The following is a 21,462-nucleotide window of genomic DNA, read 5'->3' as shown; positions in this document are numbered from 1 at the left end:
GGGGCCGGCATTTTGTGCAGGTTCGTGGAGGGGGCCACGTTCATGAAGATCCTGATGGTGTCGTGGGAGTACCCACCGGTGGTGATCGGCGGGCTCGGCCGCCATGTCCACCACCTCGCCACCGCATTGGTCGCGGCCGGCCACGAAGTCGTGGTGCTGTCCCGCCGGCCCTCGGGCACCGACCCCAGCACCCACCCATCGTCTGATCTGATCAGCGAGGGAGTCCGGGTGATCGCGGCCGCGCAGGATCCGCACGAATTCAGCTTCGGTAGCGACATGATGGCTTGGACCCTGGCCATGGGTCACGCCATGGTCCGGGCCGGTCTTACCCTCAGCGGTCCCGGCGCGGAGCAACCCTGGCAACCCGACATCGTGCACGCGCACGACTGGCTGGTGGCACATCCGGCGATTGCGCTCGCCGACTACTACGACGTGCCAATGGTTTCCACGATTCATGCGACCGAAGCCGGGCGGCATTCCGGTTGGGTTTCGGGAGATCTGAGTCGTCAGGTGCACGCGGTCGAATCCTGGCTGGTGCGTGAATCCGATTCGCTGATCACATGTTCGGGATCGATGAGCGACGAGATCACCGAGCTGTTCGGCCCAGGGCTGGCCGAAACGGCGGTGATTCGCAACGGTATCGACGCGGCGCGCTGGCCTTTTGCGGTCCGTAAACCACGCACCGGGCCACCGGAACTGCTCTACGTCGGCCGGCTGGAGTACGAGAAGGGTGTGCACAATGCCATTGCCGCACTGCCGCGGATCAGGCGCGCGCACCCAGGCACCACACTTACCATCGCCGGCGAAGGCACCCAACAGGATTGGCTGGTCGAGCAGGCACGCAAACACCGGGTGCTCAAGGCCACCAAGTTCCTGGGCCACCTCGAGCACGCCGAACTGCTGACCCTGCTTCATCGGGCCGACGCCGCGGTGTTCCCCAGCCACTACGAGCCGTTCGGACTGGTCGCGCTGGAGGCCGCCGCGGCCGGAACACCGTTGGTGACGTCGAATATCGGCGGGTTGGGCGAAGCGGTGATCGACGGGGTCACCGGGGTATCGTGCCCACCCCGCGACGTGGCGGCGCTGGCCGCCGCGGTGTGCGGTGTGCTCGACGATCCGGCCGCCGCGCAGCAACGTGCCCGGGCCGCGCGGGAACGGCTCAACTCCGACTTCGATTGGCAGACCGTGGCCGAGCAGACCGCGCAGGTGTACCTGGCGGCCAAGCGCGGAGAACGGCAGCCGCTGCCCCGGTTGCCGATCGTCGAGCACGCGCTGCCTGATCGCTAGTCGATGCCGATCGCGTCCGCGCAGTACCGCCACAGCCGTTGGCGGTCATCGTCGCTGTATCGGGTCCACGGCAGGTAGTGCTCCGGGCGAGTCCGACGGTCATGCCAGAAGGTGCCGCTCAGCGGTGCCGGTCTGGTGGCCGCCAACCACACCGCGGTGTCGGCGCCCTGCTCGGCGGTGCGCAGTAGCGGCCCGGTGACCGCGCGAAAACCCGGCAGTGATGTGGCCACCCCCGGAGTGTCGGCCCAGCCGGGATGCATGGAGTAGACGCGGATGCGCTCGCCGCCCCAGCGCCGGGCAAGCAGCGGTGTGAATGCCACCTGCATGCGCTTGGTGCGGGCGTATGCGACGGCCCCGCGGTAGCCACCGGCACGGTATTCGGGATCCCCGATCGGCAGCGATTGGGTGTACATGCCGCCCGAAGACATCAGGATCACTCTCGGGTCGTCGGACTCGGCCAGCATCGGAACCAGCAGTTCGGTCAGCAGTATCGGCCCGAAGACGTGGGTGGCCAGCGTGATCTCATGGCCCTCGTCGGTCTCGGCGCGGGCCGCGGGCAGCAACCCGGCATTGTGGACCAGCACGTCCAGCCGGGACACCCGGGTGCGCAGGTCTGCCGCGAAGGCCCGAACGGCACTGAGGCTGGAGACATCGCAGACCTCCACCCGCACGTCGGCGCCGGAGGCCGCGGCGATCTCGTCGCGTGCGCGCTGCCCACTGTCGCGATCGCGCACGGTCAACACAACGGTGGCTCCCAGCTCGGCCAACCCGGCGGCAATGGCCTTACCCAGGCCGCGATTTGCGCCGGTGACCATCGCGGTGCGGCCCCGCAGGGCTGCCGGTGAGGGATCGTCGGACCAGCCCGAATGGCGAAGCTGATAGCCGACACGGGTGTATCCCCCAACGATGGTGCGATCGAGTGCCCGATCCAGGGTGGTATCCAGCAAAGAACGGATGCCATCGACAACGCTCATGCTGATCACTATCCGCTATCGGGCACGCCGTCGCCGCGCGGCCGCCCGCGGCGGTAACGTGCAACGATGGGTGTGGTGTATTCCAGCGTGGTCGACGCGCCACGCGATGAGGTATTCGAGTGGCACAGCAGGCCTGGAGCATTCAGCCGACTGTCACCGCCCTGGCAACCCATGCGGTTGGTGACCGAGGCCCGATCACTCGAAGATGGTCGCGCGACGCTGGCGCTTCCCGGCGGCCTGCGCTGGTTGGCCCAGCACCAGCCCGATTCCTACGATCCCCCAAGGCGTTTCGTCGACACCATCGCAAGCGACGGGCTGGCTTCGCTGCCGGCCCGAATCGCGGTGCGGTGGCGGCACACTCACGACTTCGAGGACGCCGGCGCGGGCCGGACCCGGGTGATCGACCGGGTCGACACCCCGATACCGGCATCGGCATTGCGGCCGATGTTCGTATACCGCCACCAACAGCTTGCCGATGATCTGGCCGCGCACAAACTGGCCGCCGCTGCTGGCCTGGGTTCCACAACGATTGCGGTCACGGGGTCCTCCGGGCTGGTCGGTTCGGCGCTGACCGCCTTTTTGAGCACTGGCGGGCACCGGGTCGTGCGCTTGGTTCGGGGCACCCCACGCGGCGCCGACGAGCGGCACTGGGACCCGCACGATCCTGACCCCGAGTTACTGACGGGGATCGACGCGGTGATTCATCTGGCCGGCGCCTCAATCGCCGGGCGGTTCACCTCAGCGCATCGAAAAGCTATACGCGAGAGCCGAATTGGTCCGACGCGTCGGCTTGCCGAGTTACTGGGCCGCGGCGCTGACGGGCCTCGCGTGCTGATCTCGGCCTCGGCTGTCGGGTATTACGGCTACGACCGTGCCGACGAGATGCTGACCGAGGAAAGCGGTCGCGGTGAGGGGTTTCTCGCCGATGTCGTCGCCGAGTGGGAAGCGGCGACCGGCCCCGCCCGACAAGACGGCGTGCGAGTGGTGCTGGTACGCACCGGCATCGTGCAGTCTCCCCGCGGCGGCACCCTGCAGTTGCTGCGCCCCCTGTTCAGCGCCGGGCTGGGCGGCCGCCTTGGCGACGGTCGTCAGTGGCTGTCCTGGATCGGGATCGACGACCTGGTCGACATCTATCACCGCGCCTTGTGGGACACCGCGCTATCGGGTCCGGTGAACGCTGTTGCACCACAACCGGTGCGTAACGCCGAGTACACGCGCACCCTGGCTCAGGTCTTGCACCGACCCGCGGTGTTGCCGGTCCCGGCACTGGGACCGCGGCTATTGCTGGGCGATCAGGGCGCCCGCGAACTCGCGTGTGCCAGTCAGCGCGTCCTGCCGGCGCGGCTGGCGCTGGCTGAGCACCGGTTCCGCCAGCCCGACCTCGACACGGCCCTGCGCCACTTGCTGGGGCGTCATCGGTGATCAGCTAGCTGCCGATCGTGCGCCCCTGCGGGGGTGGCTGCGTGGAGTCCACCGAGCGTGAATCGAGGTAGACCTGCCGCATGACCGCCGGCCAGGACTGGGCTTCGGATGTCGAGCCACGCACACCGTCGAGCAAGCCGGCGATCAAGGCGTGGTTGTCGTCGTCCAGCACGTATACGGGTGCACCAATCTCGTGCTGATCCGAGTCCATGCCGGCAATGACGAAGCGGCTCTCGGTGACGGTGTCGACGCGGCCGCAGCTTTGCCTCGCCGCGGTGGCCTCACACACCCGTGCACCGGGCTGGACCCGAAACCCTGGTTTCGACTGCAATCGAAGTCCGGTAGGCAGCAGGTCGGTAGCGGCCACTTCGGGGGCCAAGGTGATGACTTCATAGTCGACACCGGCAGCCGCACCGTCGACCGCCACTTCATTGACCGTCGCCTGGCCGGCCAGCGTCACGGCACCGACCGCATTGCCGTAGCGGTCGGTCACCATCGGATCGCCATTGCATCGACCGGCACTGAAGGCTATCCGCATCTGCGGTTCCACGAATCCAATCACGCACACCACCGAGCCCTGATGAATTTCCAATCCGGGATATGCCGTCACTCCGACGGCGGCCCGCCCCAGTGCCGGCGTCTCAACGCTCACCAGCACGAAAACGACCGCGATCGCTGCGCGACACCATCGGTGATACATGATTTCCAACCGGTCACGGCAATCCAGCCGCGACCAACCCCACTTCTATTGGCAACGACATTATCCGGCGGAAACCGGTTACCCATTCTTGGCGTGGTCAAACACTACTGCTCAATCGCAGCTCGGTCGATCACCACAGTGCAAAAGCCACGCTCGATGCAGAAGTTATGACTCTACCGAAGGCCTGGTCAGCGCCTGGTCACCGGAACGGCGATCTCGTTGCGACGAAGGCACGGAATTGTCCACGGCGGATCGTAGAACCATGCCACCGGCGAACCAACCGGTTGCAGATCGGTGCCGTCGAGCAAGCCGAGTAGCTCCGTGGTGCGTGCCGCCACCGCGCCCGGGCCGCGATCACCGCTGAAGCGCAGCACCGCGTAGGTCTCCGCCGGCACCGCTACCAGGGCGACGGCGTCGTCGTTCGGCACCGGCAGGGTATCCAGGGTCCACTTGGCCGGCATGAAAAACCGTATCGTCCACATGCCGCCGTCGCCGGCTTGCTGCGCCACCGGCGCTGTCATCGCGATGGGTTCGCCCGCGCCGGTCTGATCGCGGTGTTGGCTCACGGGAGCCGTCATCGCCAGTTTCGACTTGGCGTGGTTGGCGCCGAAAATATAGCCGGCCAGGACGCGGAATCCGCGATTTCGGGCGCCTTCCTCGGTGTCGTCGACCACGGTTTCGGCCGCAACGCGCGGACCATAACGACGGACCTCTAGGCCCTTGCCGAGTTGTTCGACGGTGTGGGCCGGTTCTTCGGTAACCCGCACCCCAACGACGAGACCGACCGCCTCCAGGAGTTGGGCCAAACGCGGCACAATGCATCCCAGCATCTGGGGATCTACCTTTCGTGTGTCTGTCGACGCTACGCCCCGGCAAGTCGAGCCCGCCGGCCCGTCAATTGTGGAACAGCCACCGACCCAACCACCACGTCGAAACCATGCGGTGCGACCAGTAGCCTTGAGGAGACACAGGCAGGTGGGGCGCCAACGATCGGAGCCATGCAATGACGCCGCAAGACCGGGGCGAGTACTTTCCCTACCGCTACGACGCCCGCCTGGCCCCCATGTGGCTCCCGTTCCGGTGGCCGGGCCGCCAAGGCGTCACGCTGACCGACGACGGCCGTTTCGTGGCCCGCTATGGGCCCTTTCATGCCGAAGCGCCACTGTCGAGCGTGACCGACTCCCACGTCACCGGGCCATACCGATGGTGGACCGCGGTAGGCCCGCGACTGTCGATGGTCGACGACGGTCTTACCTTTGGCACCAATGCGCAGGCCGGGGCGTGTGTCCACTTCGAGCCGCGGATCCACCGGGTGTTGGGTTTGCGGGATCACTCGGCACTGACCGTGACCGTCGCCGATCCCGCGGGCCTTGTGGCCGCCCTGAAGAAGATCGGCCAGAGCGCGCCCTAGCGCTACGGCGAGCTCAGATCGGTCCGAAACAGGCGCATCGCGGCGATAAGGGCGGTAAAGACTCGATGCGCCGCCACCAGATCCGGGTCGGGAACGCCGTCCAGCGCGGCATGGGTGTGCATTCCCAGCGGAGTGAAGAAAGACCGGGCGGTCGCCAGGCCGGGTTCGGAATACCGCAGGACGACCTTGCGACGGTCGTCGGGGTGATTATCGCGGCGAATGTGGCCGGATTCGATGAGCCGACCCACCAAATAGGTAATCGCGGCGGCCGATAAACCCATCCGCTCCCCGAGTTGACCCGAGGTCAGCGGCCGACCGCCGGTTTCGGCGACCATGATGTGTAGCAGCGCCCGAAAATCGTTGGGGCGCACGCTGTGTGACACCGCAAACAAGTGGCCGATCTGATCGGATTCGGTCGATAACTCCCGCAGATCGGCCGAAATCGCCGACTCGAGCCCCTGGCGGCTGCAGGCCTGTTCATCCGCATCCATGGCAATGTGCAGCATATCCGCATCGGCAATTAATTTCAGTTCATTAATCTTTAACCAGTTGAAGTAGCTGACGGAGGCGGGCGCCGGTTCGCGAAGTCCGGTGCGGGCTCGACCGTTGATCCGGTTTATCGCGACTCGGCCGCGAGTTTTTCGAGCACCGCATGGGCCGCCGTGATGCGCGCGGCGTTGGGGAAGTTCTTGTTCGCCAGCATCACAATGCCGATCCGTTTGTCGGGCACGAACGCGGCATAGGCGCCGAACCCGTCGGTGGAACCGGTCTTGTTGAACAGCCGCGGGCCGGACGGGGGTGCCCCGGTGACCGGGGTAACCGGGTTTGGCTGCATGGCGATGGTGTTGGAGTTGCCGGCCAGCAGCTGATCGAGGGTGACCGGGTAGGAATACTGCTCCCAGCCAAGCCCCTGGACCATGTCAGTGACATTGAAGTATCCGAGGTGGGTTGCTTCCACGGCACGGCGCATCGACACCGGTAGGCCCTCGGGTGAGATGTTGGCCTCGACAAAGCGCAGCATGTCAGGTGCAGATGCCTTGACGCCGTAGGCTTCGGCAGCAAAAACCCCCGGGTTCACCCGAACCGGTTCGTTGCTGGCGTTGTACCCCCACGCGTAGTCGTCCATCTGGGCTTGCGGCACCCGGATGAAGCTGTGGGACAGCCCCAGCTTGGGAAAGACCCGGGTTTGGACCAGATCGGCGAAATCGCTGTTCATCGCCAGCGCGGTGAGGTGGCCCAGCAGCCCGATGCTCGGGTTGGAGTAGCGCCGCTGTTGGCCCGGGGCGTCATCGGGTGTCCATTGCTGAAAGTAGGCCTGCATCTGGGCGTCGTCGGTGATCTCGGGCGGAAATTGCAGGGGCAGTCCGCCGGCGGTGTAGGTACCCAAGTTCAGCAGGGTGGCCTTGTCGATGGCACTGCCCGCGAGCTGCGGCATGTACGCGGAGGGGTGCCCCGCCAGCGATATTCTGCCGAGTTCCTGCGCGTAGCAGGCCAGCGTTGCGGTGAACGTCTTGCTCACCGAACCGATCTCGAAGATGGTGTCCGCCGTCACGGGGGCACCGCTTTGCTTGGCGGCAACTCCATAGTTGAAGTAGCGCTGTTGGCCGTTGACCGTCACCGCTACGGCCATACCGGGTATGTCGTACTGGACCAGCAGCGGTCGAAACGCGCTGTCCACGGCCGCGGACAGCGCATCGGGCGCCCCTACCGCCGGGGTGGCGACCAGCGCGCACAGCGAGGCGATGGCCAGGATTAGCGGTGTGGCCGCCCTGGTGATGATGCCCAACGGAGTCCCTTCGCCGGCCCGAATGCCCTTACCAGGCATGACTGCCCGCTAAGCCGACGACACTACTGGCCAAACCCGGCGGTCAGCACCGGCGCCTCGAGCGGCGCTACCCGGCGCCGACCGGCATGCGATCAGACGATCTGCATGAATTACGCTATTCCCCATAGCTTTTGGCATTTGGTGCGGCACCAGCGGAGCACACCGGGTGCACCCTTTATTGAAAATTACTTAAATAACTGAAATACTTGCGCACGTGGTTTGGGACAGACTTGTGGCGGCACTAGCGGCCAAGAGGTCGTGGCTGATCTCGGTGGGTGTCGTCGCACTGGCCACGGTGTTCATGGTGTTGGTAGGAGGAAACTCCACGGCCGGGCAAGCACCGCAGTCGGTACCCGCCGACGCGGAGTCGGCGAAAGTCGAATCCGAGCTGGGCCGCTTCCCCGGCGGCGACCGGGCCCCACTGATTCTGGTCGTCACCCGCTCGGACGGGACCACGCTGGACGCCGCCGATCGCCGCGCGGCACAACAGGCGGCACAGCGCATGCAGGCCGCGGCACACCCCGGCGCGAACCCGCGACCGGCAGCACCGTTGATCTCGGCCGACACAAAAGCGGCAATCTCGGTGGTGCCCATCAGCGCGAACCTGTCGGGCCTGGCCCTCAACGACGCTGTCAAGGCGTTGCGCGAGGCGGCGCACCAGGGACTGCCGGCGGACCTGGACGCCCATGTCACCGGAGGACCGGCCTTCGGCGCCGACATCGCCAATGCATTCACCAACGCCAACATCACCCTGCTGGCGGTGACGGCATCGGTGGTAGCGCTGCTGCTCATCCTCACCTACCGCTCGCCGGTGCTATGGCTGCTGCCATTGCTGGTGATCGCCTTCGCCGATCGGGTCGCGACCACAGTCGGGACCGCGGTCGCCGCCCTCACCGGGCTGAACTTCGACGGATCCACCTCGGGGATCACCAGTGTGCTGGTCTTCGGCGCCGGGACCAACTACGCGCTGCTGCTGATTTCTCGATACCGGCAGGAACTTCCGGTTCACCGCGATCACCGCGACGCGCTGGCCCGGGCGGTGCGCATGGCCGGACCGGCGATCGCCGCCAGCAATGCCACCGTGGTGCTGGCGCTGCTCACGCTGGTCTTCGCGGCAACCCCCAGCACCCGCAGCCTGGGCGCCCTGGCGGCGTGCGGGCTGGTCGTCGCGGCGGTATCGGTGCTAGTGGTGCTGCCACCGCTGCTGGCGCTGTGTGGGCGAAGACTGTTCTGGCCCTTCATTCCCCGCGCCGAGGACACCACGGCGCTCGATTCCGGCTTTTGGCATGCGGTCGCCCAACGGGTGGCTCGCCGACCCGCTCCGGTCGCCCTGGTCACCGTCGCCCTGTTGATCGGGTTGGCTACCGGGCTACTCGGCACCCGCATCGGGCTGTCTCAGACCGAGCAGTTCCGGGTCAAAGCTGATTCGGTTTCCGGCTACGACATCGTGGCCCAACACTTCCCCGCCGGCCTGGTTAACCCCACACTGGTGGTAGCCCCCTCGGCGCAGGCGACGCAAGTGCGGCAAGCCATTAGCGCAACACCGGGCGTGGTCTCGGTTACCGAGTCGGGCCGCTCCGGCAAGTTCGGGGCCGGACTGACCAAGTGGTCGGTGGTGATCGACGCCCCACCATCCTCCGAACGGGCGTTCACAACGATTGCAGCGCTTCGACATTCGGCCAGCCAAGCGTCCCCCTCCGCGTTGGTCGGCGGGCCGGATGCGCAGGCACTTGACGTACGCGACGCGGCCGAACACGACCGTGCCCTGCTGATTCCGGCCATCCTTGCCGTCATCTTGGTGGTGCTCTACGCGCTGCTGCGCTCCGCGTTGGCTCCGCTGATCCTGCTGGCCGCCACCATTCTCGGCGCGCTGGCCGCGTTGGGACTCGGCGGCTGGGCCAGCATCCACGTATTCGGCTTTCCCGCCCTGGACAACAGCACCCCACTGTTCGCGTTCCTGTTCCTGGCCGCCCTCGGGGTGGACTACACGATATTCCTGGTCACCCGAGCCCGTGAGGAGTCGGCACGAAATGGCGCGCGCGCCGGGATGGTCCGGGCGGTGTCCGCCACCGGCGGGGTCATCACCAGCGCGGGAATCGTTCTGGCCGCCGTCTTCTGCGTGCTCGCTGTGCTGCCCCTGATCGTGCTGACCCAGTTGGGCATCATCGTCGGCCTGGGAATTCTGTTGGACACCTTCGTCGTACGTACCCTGGTAATTCCGGCGCTGTTCACCTTGATCGGCGATCGCATCTGGTGGCCCAGTGATCCCAAAACCACTGCTCACCAACCTGATTTAGCGTATTCGCACGCGGACGGAGGATCAGAATGAACAAATCGACACTGGCCGGCACCGCACTTGCGGTGACCGCGGCGGCCGGCAGCGGAAGCATTGCCAGCCCGCCACGAACCTCAGACTGGTACGCGCGACTGCGCAAACCGTCCTACCAGCCACCTTCGGTCGCCTTCCCCATGGTGTGGACCGCGCTCTACGGCGATATCGCCGCCAGTTCGGCAGTGGCCATCGACCGGTTGAACGCAACTGGCCAGCGCGACAAGGCACGCCGCTACATCGGCGCGTTGAGCATCAACTTGGTACTCAACGCCGGGTGGAGTTGGCTGTTCTTCCGGTTCCACCGGCTGGGAGCGTCAGCGCTCGGTGCCGCGGTCCTGGCGACCAGCAGCGCCGACCTGGTGCGGCGAACCGCCGACGCCGATCGGCGCGCCGGGCTGGCGATGCTCCCCTACGCCGTGTGGTGCGCGTTCGCCACCGTGCTGGCCACCCACGTCTGGCGACTCAACCGCTGAACCACCCAATGACAAGGGCGCTGTTGTGGTTTCGCCGCGATCTGCGGCTTGGCGATCATCCGGCACTGGCCGCTGCCGCCGATAGCGAGGAAGTGCTCGCCTGCTTCGTGGTCGACCCGCGCCTGGAAGCTTCCGCAGGCCTGCGCCGCCTCCAGTTCCTCGGCGACTCACTTCGCCAACTCAACGATGCACTGCAGGGCCGCCTACTGGTGACACGCGGTCGGCCCGAGCAGCGGATTCCGCTGATAGCCAAAGCAATCGACGCATCATCGGTGCACGTTACCGGCGATTTCGCGCCGTTTGGGCGGCGTCGCGACGAACGGGTTGCGGCGGGGCTGGGCCGCGTGCCACTGGTAGCGACGGGCTCGCCGTATCTGGTTTCACCGGGTCGAGTCGTCAAAAACGATGGCAGCCCCTACCAGGTGTTCACACCGTTCTTCCACAAATGGCAGGACGCGCGATGGCGAGCACCGGCTGGCACGGGGCCCGGATCGGCGTGTTGGCTGGATCCGGCGCAGACCGACATCGAGCAGTGCGAGATCCCCGATCCGGGCACTGAGCTTGACCTGGCCGCCGGTGAGGCCGCGGCCATCCGGGAATGGACAGCATTCCGCACCGCCAAGCTGGACCGCTATGAGCATGACCGCGACCGGCCGGACATCGAGGGCACCAGCCGGATGTCGGCGCACCTGAAGTTCGGCACCATCCATCCCCGGACCATGGTCGCGGGCATGGACCTGACCGGCACGGGAGCGCGTAGTTACCTACGTGAGTTGGCGTTCCGGGACTTTTATGGCGCCGTCCTGCACCACTGGCCGGCCAGCGCCTGGCACAACTGGAACAGCAACTTCGACGGCATCGTGACCGACACCGACGCCGACGCCAGACGCCTTTTCGAGTGCTGGAAGGCCGGAGAAACCGGATATCCATTGGTCGATGCGGGGATGCGTCAGTTGCGCGAAACCGGGTTCATGCACAACCGGGTCCGGATGATCGCCGCATCCTTCCTGGTCAAAGACCTGCACCTGCCCTGGCAATGGGGGGCCGCCTGGTTCCTTGACCAACTCACCGACGGTGACCTGGCCAGCAATCAGCACGGCTGGCAGTGGTCGGCGGGATGCGGCACCGACGCCGCGCCGTACTTTCGGATCTTCAATCCGAGCGCACAAGCCGAAAAGTTCGATCCTGCGGGCGATTACATTCGACGTTGGGTCCCCGAACTGCGCGATGTCGACAACGTGCATCGGATTCAGCGGCGCGGCGGCCCATGCCCGTCAACATATCCGGCGCCGATCGTGGATCACGGCACCGAGCGCGCCGAGGCGTTGCGCCGCTATCACGACATCGGCTGACCTGCGGGCGCCGGATCTCTTTGCCAAACAGTAGCGTTTGCTTGGTGTTTGGCTGATTCGCCTTTCCGGAGCTGTTTGACATGTAATTATCAGCCGATTCCCAGTTGTCGACGCCAGGGAGGCGATATGGCTCATTCGATCGTGCGGACGTTTCTGGTCTCAGGCGCCGCGGTGGGCCTGATGGCCAGCGCCGGCGCCTGTTCCTGTTCGATCGGAACCGGATCGCATTCGGTGAGCAAAAGCGATGTGGCCGAGCAGATCAAGGCCAAGATGACCGACGCTTCCGGCAACAAGCCCGAGTCGGTGACCTGCCCGGGAGATCTCCCGGCCAAGGTCGGGGCTCAGCTCAACTGCGAAATGAAGGTCAAAGACTCCACATACAACGTCAACGTCACCGTGACCAGCGTCGACGGCAAAGACGTCAAGTTCGACATGGTGGAGACCGTCGACAAGGACAAGGTCGCACACATCATCAGCAACAAGCTGTATCAGAAGGTGGGCCAACGACCCGACTCGGTGAGCTGCCCCGACAACCTCAAGGGCGTGGTGGGCGCGACACTGCGGTGTCAGCTCATCGACGGCAGCAAGACCTATGGCGTCAATGTGACCGTGACCAGCATCGACGCCGGCGATGTCCGGTTCGACTTCAAGGTCGACGACCACCCCGAGTAGGACCGCGCCAGCCGCAGGCCGCGCGAGACGCCCGATAATCGCGCAGCACGATGACCGCGACGGCAATACTGCAGGAGTGCGCAAACATGTCGTCCTGATTCATGGCGCATGGAGCCGCGGCAGGCAGCTGGCCGACGCCCGGTCCGCTTTCGAACACCACGGCTTCACGGTCCACACTCCGACGTTGCGCCATCACGAATTGCCGTTGCCCGACGGCGCGGCCCGCATTGCCACGCTGAGCCTGCGTGACTACGCCGATGACCTGGTCGAGCTGGTGGCCTCGCTCGACTCCGCGCCCCTGCTGGTCGGACACTCCCTGGGCGGCCTGCTGGTCCAGCTGGTCGCAGCGCGAACCCGCCACATCGGCGTGGTCGCCGCCTGCCCCTCGCCGGTCGGACCCGTTGGTCTGAACCGCACAACGGCGGGCCTTTCGATGCGGCACGCGCTGCGGCCGCGGCCATGGACCAAGCCAGTAGCGCCCCCGTCGTGGCCCCGGTTTCGGACCGGTATTGCCGGAGCCCAGTCGGCCGGCGCGGCCCGCGAAATGTTCGATGATCTGGTCTGCGAATCCGGACGCGTGTTGTTCTTTGAGCTGGCCCTGCCCTGGCTGGACCGCTCCAAGGTCGCGCGCGTCGACTACCCCGCGGTCACGGGTCCGGTTCTGGTGTTAGGCGGCGAGTACGACCGCATCGTGGGGAGCGCGATTGCACGCCAAACGGCCAGCCGGTACCGCAACGGCACCTACGTCGAGATTCCCGGCTCCGACCATCTCGTGTTCTCGGCGCGAGTGCTACCGGCCACCATGGCTCGGATCAGCGAGTGGATCGCACACAATCAGCTGTTCGCCACCGCCTGAGGCGCCAGGCGCACCGCCGGCTAGTGAGCCGCCTTCTTGCGCTCGATGTCGGCCAGCGCCGCGGCCAGCTCCGCGCGCTGAGCCGCCGAGGTCTCCCAGGACAGCTGGCGGTTCTTGACCACCTTGGCCGGTGATCCCACCGCGATCGAATAGTCGGGGATGTCACCACGGACCACCGCATGCGCGCCCAGCACACAACCGCGCCCCACCGACGTGCCACGCAGCACCGTCACTTTGACACCGACCCAGGTGTCAGGCCCGATCCGCACCGGCGACTTGATGATCCCCTGGTCTTTGATCGGGACGTTGATGTCGTCCATCCGGTGATCGAAGTCGCAGACGTAGCACCAATCGGCCATCAACGCCGAGTCCCCCAACTCGATGTCGAGGTAGCAGTTGATGACGTTGTCGCGGCCCAGCACCACCTTGTCGCCGAAGCGCAGCGATCCCTCGTGGGCACGAATGGTGTTCTTGTCCCCGATGTGCACCCAGCGGCCAATCTCGAGCTGCGCCAGCTCAGGTGTCGCATGGATTTCCACGCCCTTCCCGAGGAAGACCATGCCCCGGGTAATGATGTGCGGGTTGGCGAGTTTGAACTTGAGCAGCCGCCAGTACCGCACCAGGTACCACGGCGTGTACGCGCGGTTGGCCAGCACCCATTTCAGCGATGCCAGCGTCAGGAACTTGGCCTGGCGGGGGTCCCGCAACCGCGACCCGTGCCAGCGGCGATGAAGCGGCGCACCCCACATGGTCGTCATGGGCGGAAAGCCTAGCGTGACGCCGATGCACGACGCACAGCGTCCCGAGGCCTGACCACCCCGAGGGACGTCGGGCAATCGCCACGAGTACACCGCCACGCGTTACCCTCACCTGTACTCGATCGCTGCTCATGCAGACGGGCCGGACCCCGTGAGCTACCGCGTAGCGGAAGGATTTGGGAACCCTGCGAAATCATCCGGTGTTTGCCCGACGTCTCCTGACGACCGCTCTCGCGGCTGCACTCACGATCGGGCTGGGCGGCTGCGGCAATACCGATTCGTGGGTGGACGCCGCACCCGCGCTAGGTTGGCCCGCACAGTACGGCGACGCCGCCAACAGCAGCTACACCACCACCGCCGGCTCCAGCAAGCTGGCGCTGAAGTGGACGCGTTCGGTCAAGGGAAGTCTGGCCGCCGGGCCGGCGTTGAGCGGGCGCGGCTACCTCGCGCTCAACTCGCAGACCCCGGCCGGGTGTTCGCTGATGGAGTGGGAGAACAACGATAACGGCCGGCAACGCTGGTGTGTTCGGCTGGTCCAGGGCGGCGGCTTCGCCGGTCCGTTGTTCGACGGATTCGACAACCTCTACGTCGGCCAGCCGGGCGCGATCGTTGCCTTCCCTGTCACCCAGTGGACGCGCTGGCGCCAACCGGTGATCGGCATGCCGTCCACCCCGCGATTTTTGGGCAACGGCCAGCTACTCGTGGCCACCCATCTGGGACAGATGCTGGTGTTCGACGCCCACCGCGGCAAGATCGTGGGCAGTCCGATGGATCTGGTGGAGGGCGTCGATCCGACTGATCCGGCGCGTGGTCTGGCCGACTGCGCTCCGGCACGACAGGGCTGCCCGGTGGCGGCGGCCCCGGCGTTCTCGAAGGTCAACGGCATGGTGGTGGTCGGCGTCTGGCAACCCGGAGCGCCGGCGGCGGGGCTGGTCGGGCTCAAATACCACGCGCAGCAACTGGTTCGGGAGTGGACCAGCGACGCCGTCAAAGACGGCGTGGTTGCCAGTCCGGTGCTATCGGCCGACGGCGAAACCGTGTACGTCAACGGCCGCGACCAACGGCTGTGGGCCCTGCACGCAACGGACGGCAAGGTGAAGTGGTCGGTGCCGTTGGGATTTCTGGCTCAGACACCGCCGACGGTCACCCCGGAGGGCCTGATCGTTTCCGGCGGCGGCCCCGACACCCGGCTGGCGGCGTTTCGCGACGCGGGCGACCATGCCGACCAGGCCTGGCGCCGCGATGACGTCACGCCCCTATCGACGTCCAGCCTGGCGGCCGGAAACGTCGGCTACACGATCGTCGCGGGTCCGCCCCACGAAGGCGGACCCGGTATGTCGTTGCTGGTGTTCAACCCGGCGGACGGCCACACGATCAACAGCTATTCGCTGCCCGCGGCGACCGGATATCCGGTCGGGGTGTCGATCGCCGTCGACGGCCGCGTGGTAACTGCGACCAGCGACGGCCAGGTATACAGCTTCGCGCCGGCCTAGCGGCCATACTTGTTGGGTGTCTACCGACGATCTCGCCCCGGTGCACACCGGCGGCGCCGGCAGCCGTCGCGCCAAGGCCCATCGAGCGGTAAATGTCACCCTCACCATCGCCCTGCTGGTCCTGCACGCCTTCTTATTCGTGGTGACGATGTTGGTGTTGGGCCTGCTCGTCATGGGTACCGACCCGTGCGGCTACCAGACCTGCGGTGATCCCTCCTGGGTCGACAAAGCGATCGGGCTGGGTTTTTGGGGCGGCATCGTGATATTTCTCGCCGATCTCATCATCAGCGTGTACCGGCTCGCACGGCACAACGTGGCCTTCGTGGTGCCGATCATCGGGTGTGTGGCCCAGCTGACGCTGGGCATCGGCGCCGCGGCGATGGAATCGCTGGCCGGCCCCGTGTGAACCTCAGATCGCCAGGGGCGGGATGGCATTGCGCGGCACCTGGGCCTGGGTAGCGCCGGCAAACGACGGCAGCAGCTCACCCTGAGCAAAATAGAAGATCACGTCGGTGTCGGTGATGGCGAAGTTCTGGTAGTGCGTCGGGTCCAGACCATTGGAGGGCAGGATCGCCACACCGAGCCCGGTCTGGTGCGCCAGCTCGCGCTGGACGATCGGGTAGATGGCGTCCAGCGGGGTGGTCCCCGGCGCGAACAAGGTGTCGAAGGTGATCGGCTGCTTGGTCCCGAGGTTGTAGTTGAAAGCCTTGTACCAGGTGAAGGGGTGTGCGCCACCGAGATCCTGGAAGAACTTCAGCACCACGCTGCGGGTGTTGTGCGGCGGCTGGCCGGCGGCGTGTTGTTCGGTGGTGGCGTCCATCTGATAGGGCTGATCACGTCGCCCGGACCCGGTCGCCACGCTGACGAACCCGTCCCGGTTCTGGGTGATGTAGTCGGTCAGCGCCTGCTGATCCGGGTAGTCCTGGGGAAACGTGATGTCCAACGTGTACGTGGATCCCGTCGCGTGGATGTGGCACATCTGAGCGCCTTCGACGTTGCCGCCGAGGCTGGCACAGGACGGCGGCTCGGCGGCAGCCGGCCAAGCCAATAGGACCGCACTGACAAGCATTGCGGCCGCAATCATTAAGCGCATCGTTGATTTTTCCTCGCAGACCAAAACGGGCGGTGGCGTTGCAAAGGGGTGACCGCCGCCAGCGTACCCGGACGCTACCGCGACGGACAGCAAACGTATGCCGTCACGTGGCTGGCGCTTCCCGTACCGATGCGCGTGATCACCACCGACAGCGCGCGGCCGCCACGCGGCCGTAGCCGCCGGCGCAGGGCGTCAGGATCGACCTGTACGCCCCGGACCAGAATCTCCAGCGCTCCGCAGTCCAGCGCGTTCAGGGCCTGACGCAGCCGCCGCTCGTCGAACGGTAGCGCCTCGAGCACCTCGAAGCCCCGTATCCCTTCTGGCAGGGTGTCGCCGGACAGATATGCGATATTGGGATCGAGCTGCCACAGCCGGTGCCTGGCGCCGTAGTGGCGCACCAGGCCGGCCCGGACCACCGCTCCGTCGGGATCGATGATCCAGCGCCCGGCGGGACGCACGTCGCAGTCGTCGGGCTCGGAATCGGTGATCTGTTCGCCGCTGTCGAGGATGCTGGCCCGACGGCGCACCCCAGCTGCGGCCAGGCCCCGCGACCACAGGCACGCCTCGCGAACCGAGCCCTGGTAGGAGGTCACCTCGATTTCGCCGTCGAAACCCAGGCGACTCACCTGATCGAAATCGATCCCGGGCGCGCACTTCACCACCAGCGGCCGATCGCGGTAGACGTCGAGAACGGGCCCCAGCCCGGGCTGATAATCGGCCGGACTGAAGCGCCGGCGCCCCTTGCTGCGACGCGCCGGATCGACCAGGACGACCGTGTCCCGGGTCACCGGCCGCAGCGCGTCGGCACGGCACAACCCGACCGCGCCCCCCAGGTTGTGGCGCGCCATCGCCAGCCGTACCGGGTCGATGTCGCTGCCGATCACCGTCGCCGCCGATCGGCACAGCGCGGCCAGCTCAGTGCCGATGGAGCAGGTCGCGTCGTGCACCGTCAGATCGGCCAATCGCCTGGCCCGGTGCAGGGCCACCGCCGCCACCGTGGCCTGCTGCAAGGCGGTGTCGGTGAACAGCCAGTCCGACACCGGCGTACTCGGGCACAGCCCACCCAGTTTTGCCACGGCCCGGCGTCGTAGCAGGGTCGTCTCGATCAGCATGGGGGTGCGCTCGCCGAAGCGGGCGCGCGCCGCGGTGATGTCGGCGATTCGGGTCGCGTCCCGCAGTTCCAGATCGGCGACCGCGCGAAGGGCGGCGGTACCTGCGTCGGAGCGCAGGTAGGCGACGTCGTCGACGCCGAAAACGACGCCGGTGCCCGCAGGGCTCAGGAGGGCTTAACCCCGGTGACCATCACGTTGTAGAACCAGCCTTTGGGCGCCACATGCCGCCAGACGTTGGCGTCCATCCAGCTCAGTGCCTTCCAGCCGTTGAAGGCGAACCTCGCCCAGTTCCAGCCCAGTCGCCCGGGCGGCACCGAGGATTCGAACGTGCGCACCGGCCAGCCGAACATGGCGGCACTGAACTCTTCACTGGCCGTCTCGACGCGGATCGCCCCGGCGTTTTTCGCCATCCGTTCCAGGTCCTCGGGGGCGAAGGTATGCAGGTCGACGATGGCCTCCAGGGCCGCGGCCCGCGAGGATTCGTCGAGCTCTTCCTGCGGCCGCCGCCAGCCGCCCAGGCCGGGCAGTTTGGTGACGTTGGTGGCGATTCGCCAGGTCAGGGTGGACAGCGTGCGGGCGTACTCGTTGCCCACCGTGGTGGGCTCCCCCGCGAACACGAACCGGCCGCCCGGTTTCAACACACGCATCACTTCACGCAGCGACAACTCGACATCGGGGATGTGGTGTAGCACGGCGTGCCCGACCACCAGGTCGAACGTGTCGTCGTCGTAGGGGATGCCCTCGGCGTCGGCCACTCGGCCATCGATGTCGAGCCCCAGTGACTGCCCGTTGCGGGTGGCGACCTTGACCATGCCCGGGGATAGGTCGGTCACCGAGCCGCGCCGGGCGACCCCCGCCTGGATCAGGTTGAGCAGAAAAAACCCGGTACCACAGCCAAGCTCCAACGCCCGCTCATACGGCAGATCGGCGTGGACTTGGGCGGGCACGATGGCGTCGAAGCGGCCCCGGGCGTACTCGACGCAACGCTGGTCATACGAGATCGACCACTTCTCGTCGTAGTTCTCGGCTTCCCAATCGTGGTAGAGCACCTGGGCGAGCTTGCTGTCGTGCCGGGCGGCCTCCACCTCTTCGGCAGTGGCGTGCGGGTTGGGCGCCGCGTCGGCAGGTATCTCCGAGCTCCTCGTCATGCAGGGCAGCCTAACGACCGTCTTGGTCGCCCGTGTTACCACCGCCCGGCCCACGGCCGTCAGGACCGCGCTGACCAGCGGCAAACAGCTCGACATAACGGCGCCGTTCCGCGGCGGCCCGCTCGGTGGCTTCCAGTTCGAAGACGTCGTTGATGACCGCCTTGGCGGCGGCCAAGGCGCGCGGCGGGCATTCCAGATAGCGGCGGGCCCACGCGACGGCGGAGTCGTAGACGTCGTCGGGGGCCACCATGTCGTCGATCAGGCCCAACGCGAGGGCCTCCTCGGCGTCGAAGAATCGCCCGCTGAAAACCAGCTCCTTGGCTCTGCTGGACCCGACCACGCGGGTCAGGCGCCCCATGCCGCCGCCGCCGGGAATCAGGCCGGCGAGGATCTCGGTCGCGCCGAACTTCACGTTGTCACCGCTGACCCGCCAGTCGGCCGCCAGCGCCAGGGTCAGCCCCGCGCCCAACGCGTATCCGGTGACGGCCGCCACGGTTGGTTTCGGAATCGCCGCCACCGCATCGATGGCCTCCAGCCGGACCCGGGCGGCGGTGTCGGCCTCCGGGGCGTTGAGGGTCCGCAGTTCGGGCATGTCGTCGCCGGCGGAGAAAATCTCGTGGCCGCCGAAGAGCACAACTGCGCCGATGTCGTCGCGGCGTCCCAGCTCGTCGGCGGCCGCGACGATCTCCCGGTAGACCTGGCGGGTCATCGCATTGGTGGGTGGCCTGGACACCACCAAGGTGGCCAGTCCCTGGTCAGCCACGACGCTGACGAACTCGTTCATAACGGCCAAACGGTCGATCCGCCGGAGATCCGCGCCTGGTTGTAGCGATCGGAGTCGAAAAACTCGATCTCCCAGTTGTCGCCCTTGAGCGCGAGGTTGGGTTGCACCGGCACGATCTTGCGTTCCACGGCGAGCACATCGGCGACGGTATGGCCGGCCAGCGCGTCCAGCTGAGTCCAGGTCGGCGGCAAGAGGAAGTTTCGGCCCGCGGCGAAGTCGGCGATGGCATCACGGGGCAGCATCCACTCCGCCCGATCGGATTCGGTGTTCTCGCCGTCGGCGCGCTGCCCCTCCGGCAGTGCTCCGACGAAGAAAAAGGTGTCGTAGCGACGGGTCCGTTCCGCCTCCGGGGTAATCCAGTTCGCCCAGGGCCGCAGCAGATCGGCGCGCAGCACCAGGTTTTCGCGGCGCAGGAAGTCCGCGAAGGACAGCGTGTGGTCGGCCAGCGCCGCGCGGGACTCGCTGTATATCGAGGCGTCACCGACGATGCCGTCGGGGTCGTCGGCCGGTCCGGCGAACAACACCCCGGATTCCTCGAACGTCTCGCGCGCCGCGGCGCAGACCAGCGCCTCAGCCAGATCGGGTTGGATGCCGAAGCGCTGGGCCCACCACAACGGCGGCGGGCCGGCCCAGGCCCCCAGCCCGCCCAGGTCGGCGTTGCGGTCCCGGTCGTCGACGCCGCCGCCGGGAAACACCATCACCCCGGCAGCGAAATCCATCGCCGCGTGCCGTCGCATCAGGAATACCGAGAGTCCGGTGTCGAGCCCGGTGTCGCGGACCAGCATCACGGTTGCTGCGGGCCTGGCCTGCAATGGAACGGGGTCTGGCGGGGAATTCATTGCTGCCTCCGGTGGGCTGCGCGGGCGCGGATCCGGCGGGCGAAATATCGCCCGTCGACGAAATCGACGGCAATCTGTTGGCCAAATGCGGCCGACAGGTTTTCGGCGGTGAGCACGTCGGACAATAGGCCCGATGCCACGACGTGGCCCTCCGCCAGCAGCAGGCAGTGGCTGAAGCCGGGAGGAACCTCTTCGACATGGTGGGTGACCAGCACCAGGGCGGGCGCATCCGGGTCGGCGGCCAGATCGGCCAGCCGCGCCACCAATTCCTCGCGGCCGCCCAAGTCGAGGCCGGCCGCGGGCTCGTCGAGCAGCAACAGTTCGGGGTCGGTCATCAACGCACGGGCGATCAGGACCCGCTTGCGCTCCCCCTCGGACAGGGTTCCGTAGGTGCGGTCGGCCAGATGCTCGGCGCCCAGGCTCTCCAGCATGTCGACGGCCCGGCGGTAGTCGACGTCCTCGTAGCGCTCCCGCCACCTGCCCAACACCGCGTAGCCGGCCGATACGACGAGGTCTCGCACCACTTCGTCGGTGGGTATGCGCTGCGCCAGGGCCGAGGAACTCAGCCCGATGCGCGCGCGCAGCTCCGACACGTCGACCCGGCCCAGCCGTTCGCCCAGGACGAAGGCAACCCCCGAGGACGGGTGCTCGGAGGCGGCGGCCATCCGAAGCAAGGAGGTCTTGCCGGCGCCGTTGGGGCCCAGGATCACCCAACGCTCGTCGAGTTCGACGGCCCAGTCCAGCGGACCGACCAAGGTGCGTCCGCCGCGACGCAGCGAAACGTCTCTGAAGTCGATCAACAGGTCGGGATCGGCTGTATCAGGCCCAGCTTCAGACACTCGACCATCGTGCCGTACCGCGCCACCGCAACCGTTGCCGGGTCGTCTCGCCCCGCCCGGGTTCGCCGGGCCGGGCCCCGCGAGGGGCCTAC

At 66.9% G+C, this 21,462-nt stretch carries 22 protein-coding genes; 10 read left to right on the top strand and 12 right to left on the bottom strand.

Annotation, left to right across the window (positions count from 1 at the left end):
• The first annotated feature begins 42 nt into the window (after positions 1-42).
• Complete coding sequence (locus CCUG20998_RS07960; RefSeq protein WP_012393506.1) at positions 43-1,287, top strand: glycosyltransferase family 4 protein; 1,245 nt, start codon at positions 43-45, stop codon at positions 1,285-1,287.
• On the opposite strand, the gene CCUG20998_RS07955 is transcribed toward CCUG20998_RS07960, so the two are convergent.
• Positions 1,284-2,261, bottom strand: a complete 978-nt coding sequence (locus CCUG20998_RS07955; protein WP_036455336.1) for an SDR family NAD(P)-dependent oxidoreductase — start codon at positions 2,259-2,261, stop codon at positions 1,284-1,286. The two genes, CCUG20998_RS07960 and CCUG20998_RS07955, sit on opposite strands and share 4 nt — an antisense overlap.
• A gap of 66 nt (positions 2,262-2,327) precedes the next feature.
• On the opposite strand from CCUG20998_RS07955, the gene CCUG20998_RS07950 reads away from it, so the two are divergent.
• Positions 2,328-3,683 (top strand): TIGR01777 family oxidoreductase, encoded by a 1,356-nt coding sequence (locus CCUG20998_RS07950; RefSeq protein ID WP_020728150.1) that lies wholly within the window; start codon positions 2,328-2,330, stop codon positions 3,681-3,683.
• Between the two features lie 4 nt (positions 3,684-3,687).
• Here the strand turns inward: CCUG20998_RS07950 and CCUG20998_RS07945 are convergent, their stop codons facing one another.
• Entirely contained in the window at positions 3,688-4,335 is a 648-nt protein-coding gene (locus tag CCUG20998_RS07945) for an Rv1815 family serine proteinase (RefSeq protein ID WP_231389642.1), read from the bottom strand.
• A gap of 236 nt (positions 4,336-4,571) precedes the next feature.
• Positions 4,572-5,213 carry an SOUL family heme-binding protein gene (locus CCUG20998_RS07940; RefSeq protein ID WP_020728148.1) on the bottom strand — a complete coding sequence of 214 codons (642 nt, stop codon included), beginning with the start codon at positions 5,211-5,213 and terminating at the stop codon, positions 4,572-4,574.
• 173 nt (positions 5,214-5,386) lie between these two features.
• Here CCUG20998_RS07940 and CCUG20998_RS07935 point away from each other — a divergent pair, with 173 nt between their 5' ends.
• The gene (locus tag CCUG20998_RS07935; RefSeq protein ID WP_011739992.1) at positions 5,387-5,794 is read left to right on the top strand and encodes a hypothetical protein; all 408 of its coding nucleotides are present in this window, start codon (positions 5,387-5,389) and stop codon (positions 5,792-5,794) included.
• Between the two features lie 2 nt (positions 5,795-5,796).
• On the opposite strand, the gene CCUG20998_RS07930 is transcribed toward CCUG20998_RS07935, so the two are convergent.
• Both CCUG20998_RS07930 and ampC read right to left on the bottom strand, forming a co-directional pair.
• Positions 5,797-6,300, bottom strand: a complete 504-nt coding sequence (locus CCUG20998_RS07930; RefSeq protein WP_020728147.1) for a MarR family winged helix-turn-helix transcriptional regulator — start codon at positions 6,298-6,300, stop codon at positions 5,797-5,799.
• Positions 6,301-6,410: 110 nt separating this feature from the next.
• A complete protein-coding gene (gene ampC, locus CCUG20998_RS07925; RefSeq protein ID WP_036455335.1) occupies positions 6,411-7,619 on the bottom strand; it encodes a class C beta-lactamase in 1,209 nt (402 codons plus the stop codon).
• A gap of 214 nt (positions 7,620-7,833) precedes the next feature.
• Between ampC and CCUG20998_RS07920 the strand changes: the two genes are divergently transcribed.
• The 5 genes from CCUG20998_RS07920 (at position 7,834) to CCUG20998_RS07900 (ending at position 13,304) form a co-directional block, all read left to right on the top strand.
• Positions 7,834-9,948: an MMPL family transporter gene (locus CCUG20998_RS07920; protein ID WP_036455328.1), complete on the top strand. Its 2,115-nt coding sequence runs from the start codon at positions 7,834-7,836 to the stop codon at positions 9,946-9,948.
• Positions 9,945-10,424, top strand: a complete 480-nt coding sequence (locus CCUG20998_RS07915) for a TspO/MBR family protein (RefSeq protein ID WP_036455324.1) — start codon at positions 9,945-9,947, stop codon at positions 10,422-10,424. The genes CCUG20998_RS07920 and CCUG20998_RS07915 overlap by 4 nt, the downstream gene beginning before the upstream one ends.
• A gap of 8 nt (positions 10,425-10,432) precedes the next feature.
• Positions 10,433-11,776 carry a cryptochrome/photolyase family protein gene (locus CCUG20998_RS07910; RefSeq protein WP_020728143.1) on the top strand — a complete coding sequence of 448 codons (1,344 nt, stop codon included), beginning with the start codon at positions 10,433-10,435 and terminating at the stop codon, positions 11,774-11,776.
• A gap of 126 nt (positions 11,777-11,902) precedes the next feature.
• On the top strand, positions 11,903-12,448 hold the full coding sequence (locus tag CCUG20998_RS07905; protein ID WP_020728142.1) for an anti-apoptotic protein: 546 nt from the start codon (positions 11,903-11,905) through the stop codon (positions 12,446-12,448).
• Between the two features lie 76 nt (positions 12,449-12,524).
• A complete protein-coding gene (locus CCUG20998_RS07900) occupies positions 12,525-13,304 on the top strand; it encodes an alpha/beta hydrolase (RefSeq protein WP_020728141.1) in 780 nt (259 codons plus the stop codon).
• Positions 13,305-13,324: 20 nt separating this feature from the next.
• Here CCUG20998_RS07900 and CCUG20998_RS07895 read toward each other — a convergent pair whose 3' ends face one another.
• Positions 13,325-14,062, bottom strand: a complete 738-nt coding sequence (locus CCUG20998_RS07895; RefSeq protein ID WP_011739985.1) for an acyltransferase — start codon at positions 14,060-14,062, stop codon at positions 13,325-13,327.
• 176 nt (positions 14,063-14,238) lie between these two features.
• On the opposite strand from CCUG20998_RS07895, the gene CCUG20998_RS07890 reads away from it, so the two are divergent.
• Positions 14,239-15,555 (top strand): outer membrane protein assembly factor BamB, encoded by a 1,317-nt coding sequence (locus CCUG20998_RS07890; RefSeq protein WP_020728140.1) that lies wholly within the window; start codon positions 14,239-14,241, stop codon positions 15,553-15,555.
• Between the two features lie 16 nt (positions 15,556-15,571).
• Positions 15,572-15,961 (top strand): DUF6264 family protein, encoded by a 390-nt coding sequence (locus CCUG20998_RS07885; RefSeq protein WP_012393493.1) that lies wholly within the window; start codon positions 15,572-15,574, stop codon positions 15,959-15,961.
• 3 nt (positions 15,962-15,964) lie between these two features.
• Here the strand turns inward: CCUG20998_RS07885 and CCUG20998_RS07880 are convergent, their stop codons facing one another.
• The 6 genes from CCUG20998_RS07880 to CCUG20998_RS07855 form a co-directional block, all read right to left on the bottom strand.
• Entirely contained in the window at positions 15,965-16,648 is a 684-nt protein-coding gene (locus CCUG20998_RS07880) for an esterase (RefSeq protein WP_020728139.1), read from the bottom strand.
• Positions 16,649-16,722: 74 nt separating this feature from the next.
• Positions 16,723-17,760, bottom strand: a complete 1,038-nt coding sequence (locus CCUG20998_RS07875) for a THUMP-like domain-containing protein (protein WP_012393491.1) — start codon at positions 17,758-17,760, stop codon at positions 16,723-16,725.
• Between the two features lie 164 nt (positions 17,761-17,924).
• A complete protein-coding gene (locus CCUG20998_RS07870; RefSeq protein WP_012393490.1) occupies positions 17,925-18,908 on the bottom strand; it encodes a class I SAM-dependent methyltransferase in 984 nt (327 codons plus the stop codon).
• Positions 18,909-18,918: 10 nt separating this feature from the next.
• On the bottom strand, positions 18,919-19,692 hold the full coding sequence (locus CCUG20998_RS07865; protein WP_012393489.1) for an enoyl-CoA hydratase: 774 nt from the start codon (positions 19,690-19,692) through the stop codon (positions 18,919-18,921).
• Positions 19,689-20,531, bottom strand: a complete 843-nt coding sequence (locus CCUG20998_RS07860) for an NUDIX hydrolase (protein WP_015355090.1) — start codon at positions 20,529-20,531, stop codon at positions 19,689-19,691. Before CCUG20998_RS07860 ends, CCUG20998_RS07865 begins: the two co-directional genes overlap by 4 nt.
• A complete protein-coding gene (locus tag CCUG20998_RS07855) occupies positions 20,528-21,370 on the bottom strand; it encodes an ABC transporter ATP-binding protein (protein WP_012393487.1) in 843 nt (280 codons plus the stop codon). The genes CCUG20998_RS07860 and CCUG20998_RS07855 overlap by 4 nt, the downstream gene beginning before the upstream one ends.
• Positions 21,371-21,462: the final 92 nt, after the last annotated feature.

The organism is Mycobacterium marinum, assembly GCF_003391395.1.
Lineage (GTDB): Bacteria > Actinomycetota > Actinomycetes > Mycobacteriales > Mycobacteriaceae > Mycobacterium > Mycobacterium marinum.
This window is presented reverse-complemented; position numbering and strand designations above follow the sequence as displayed.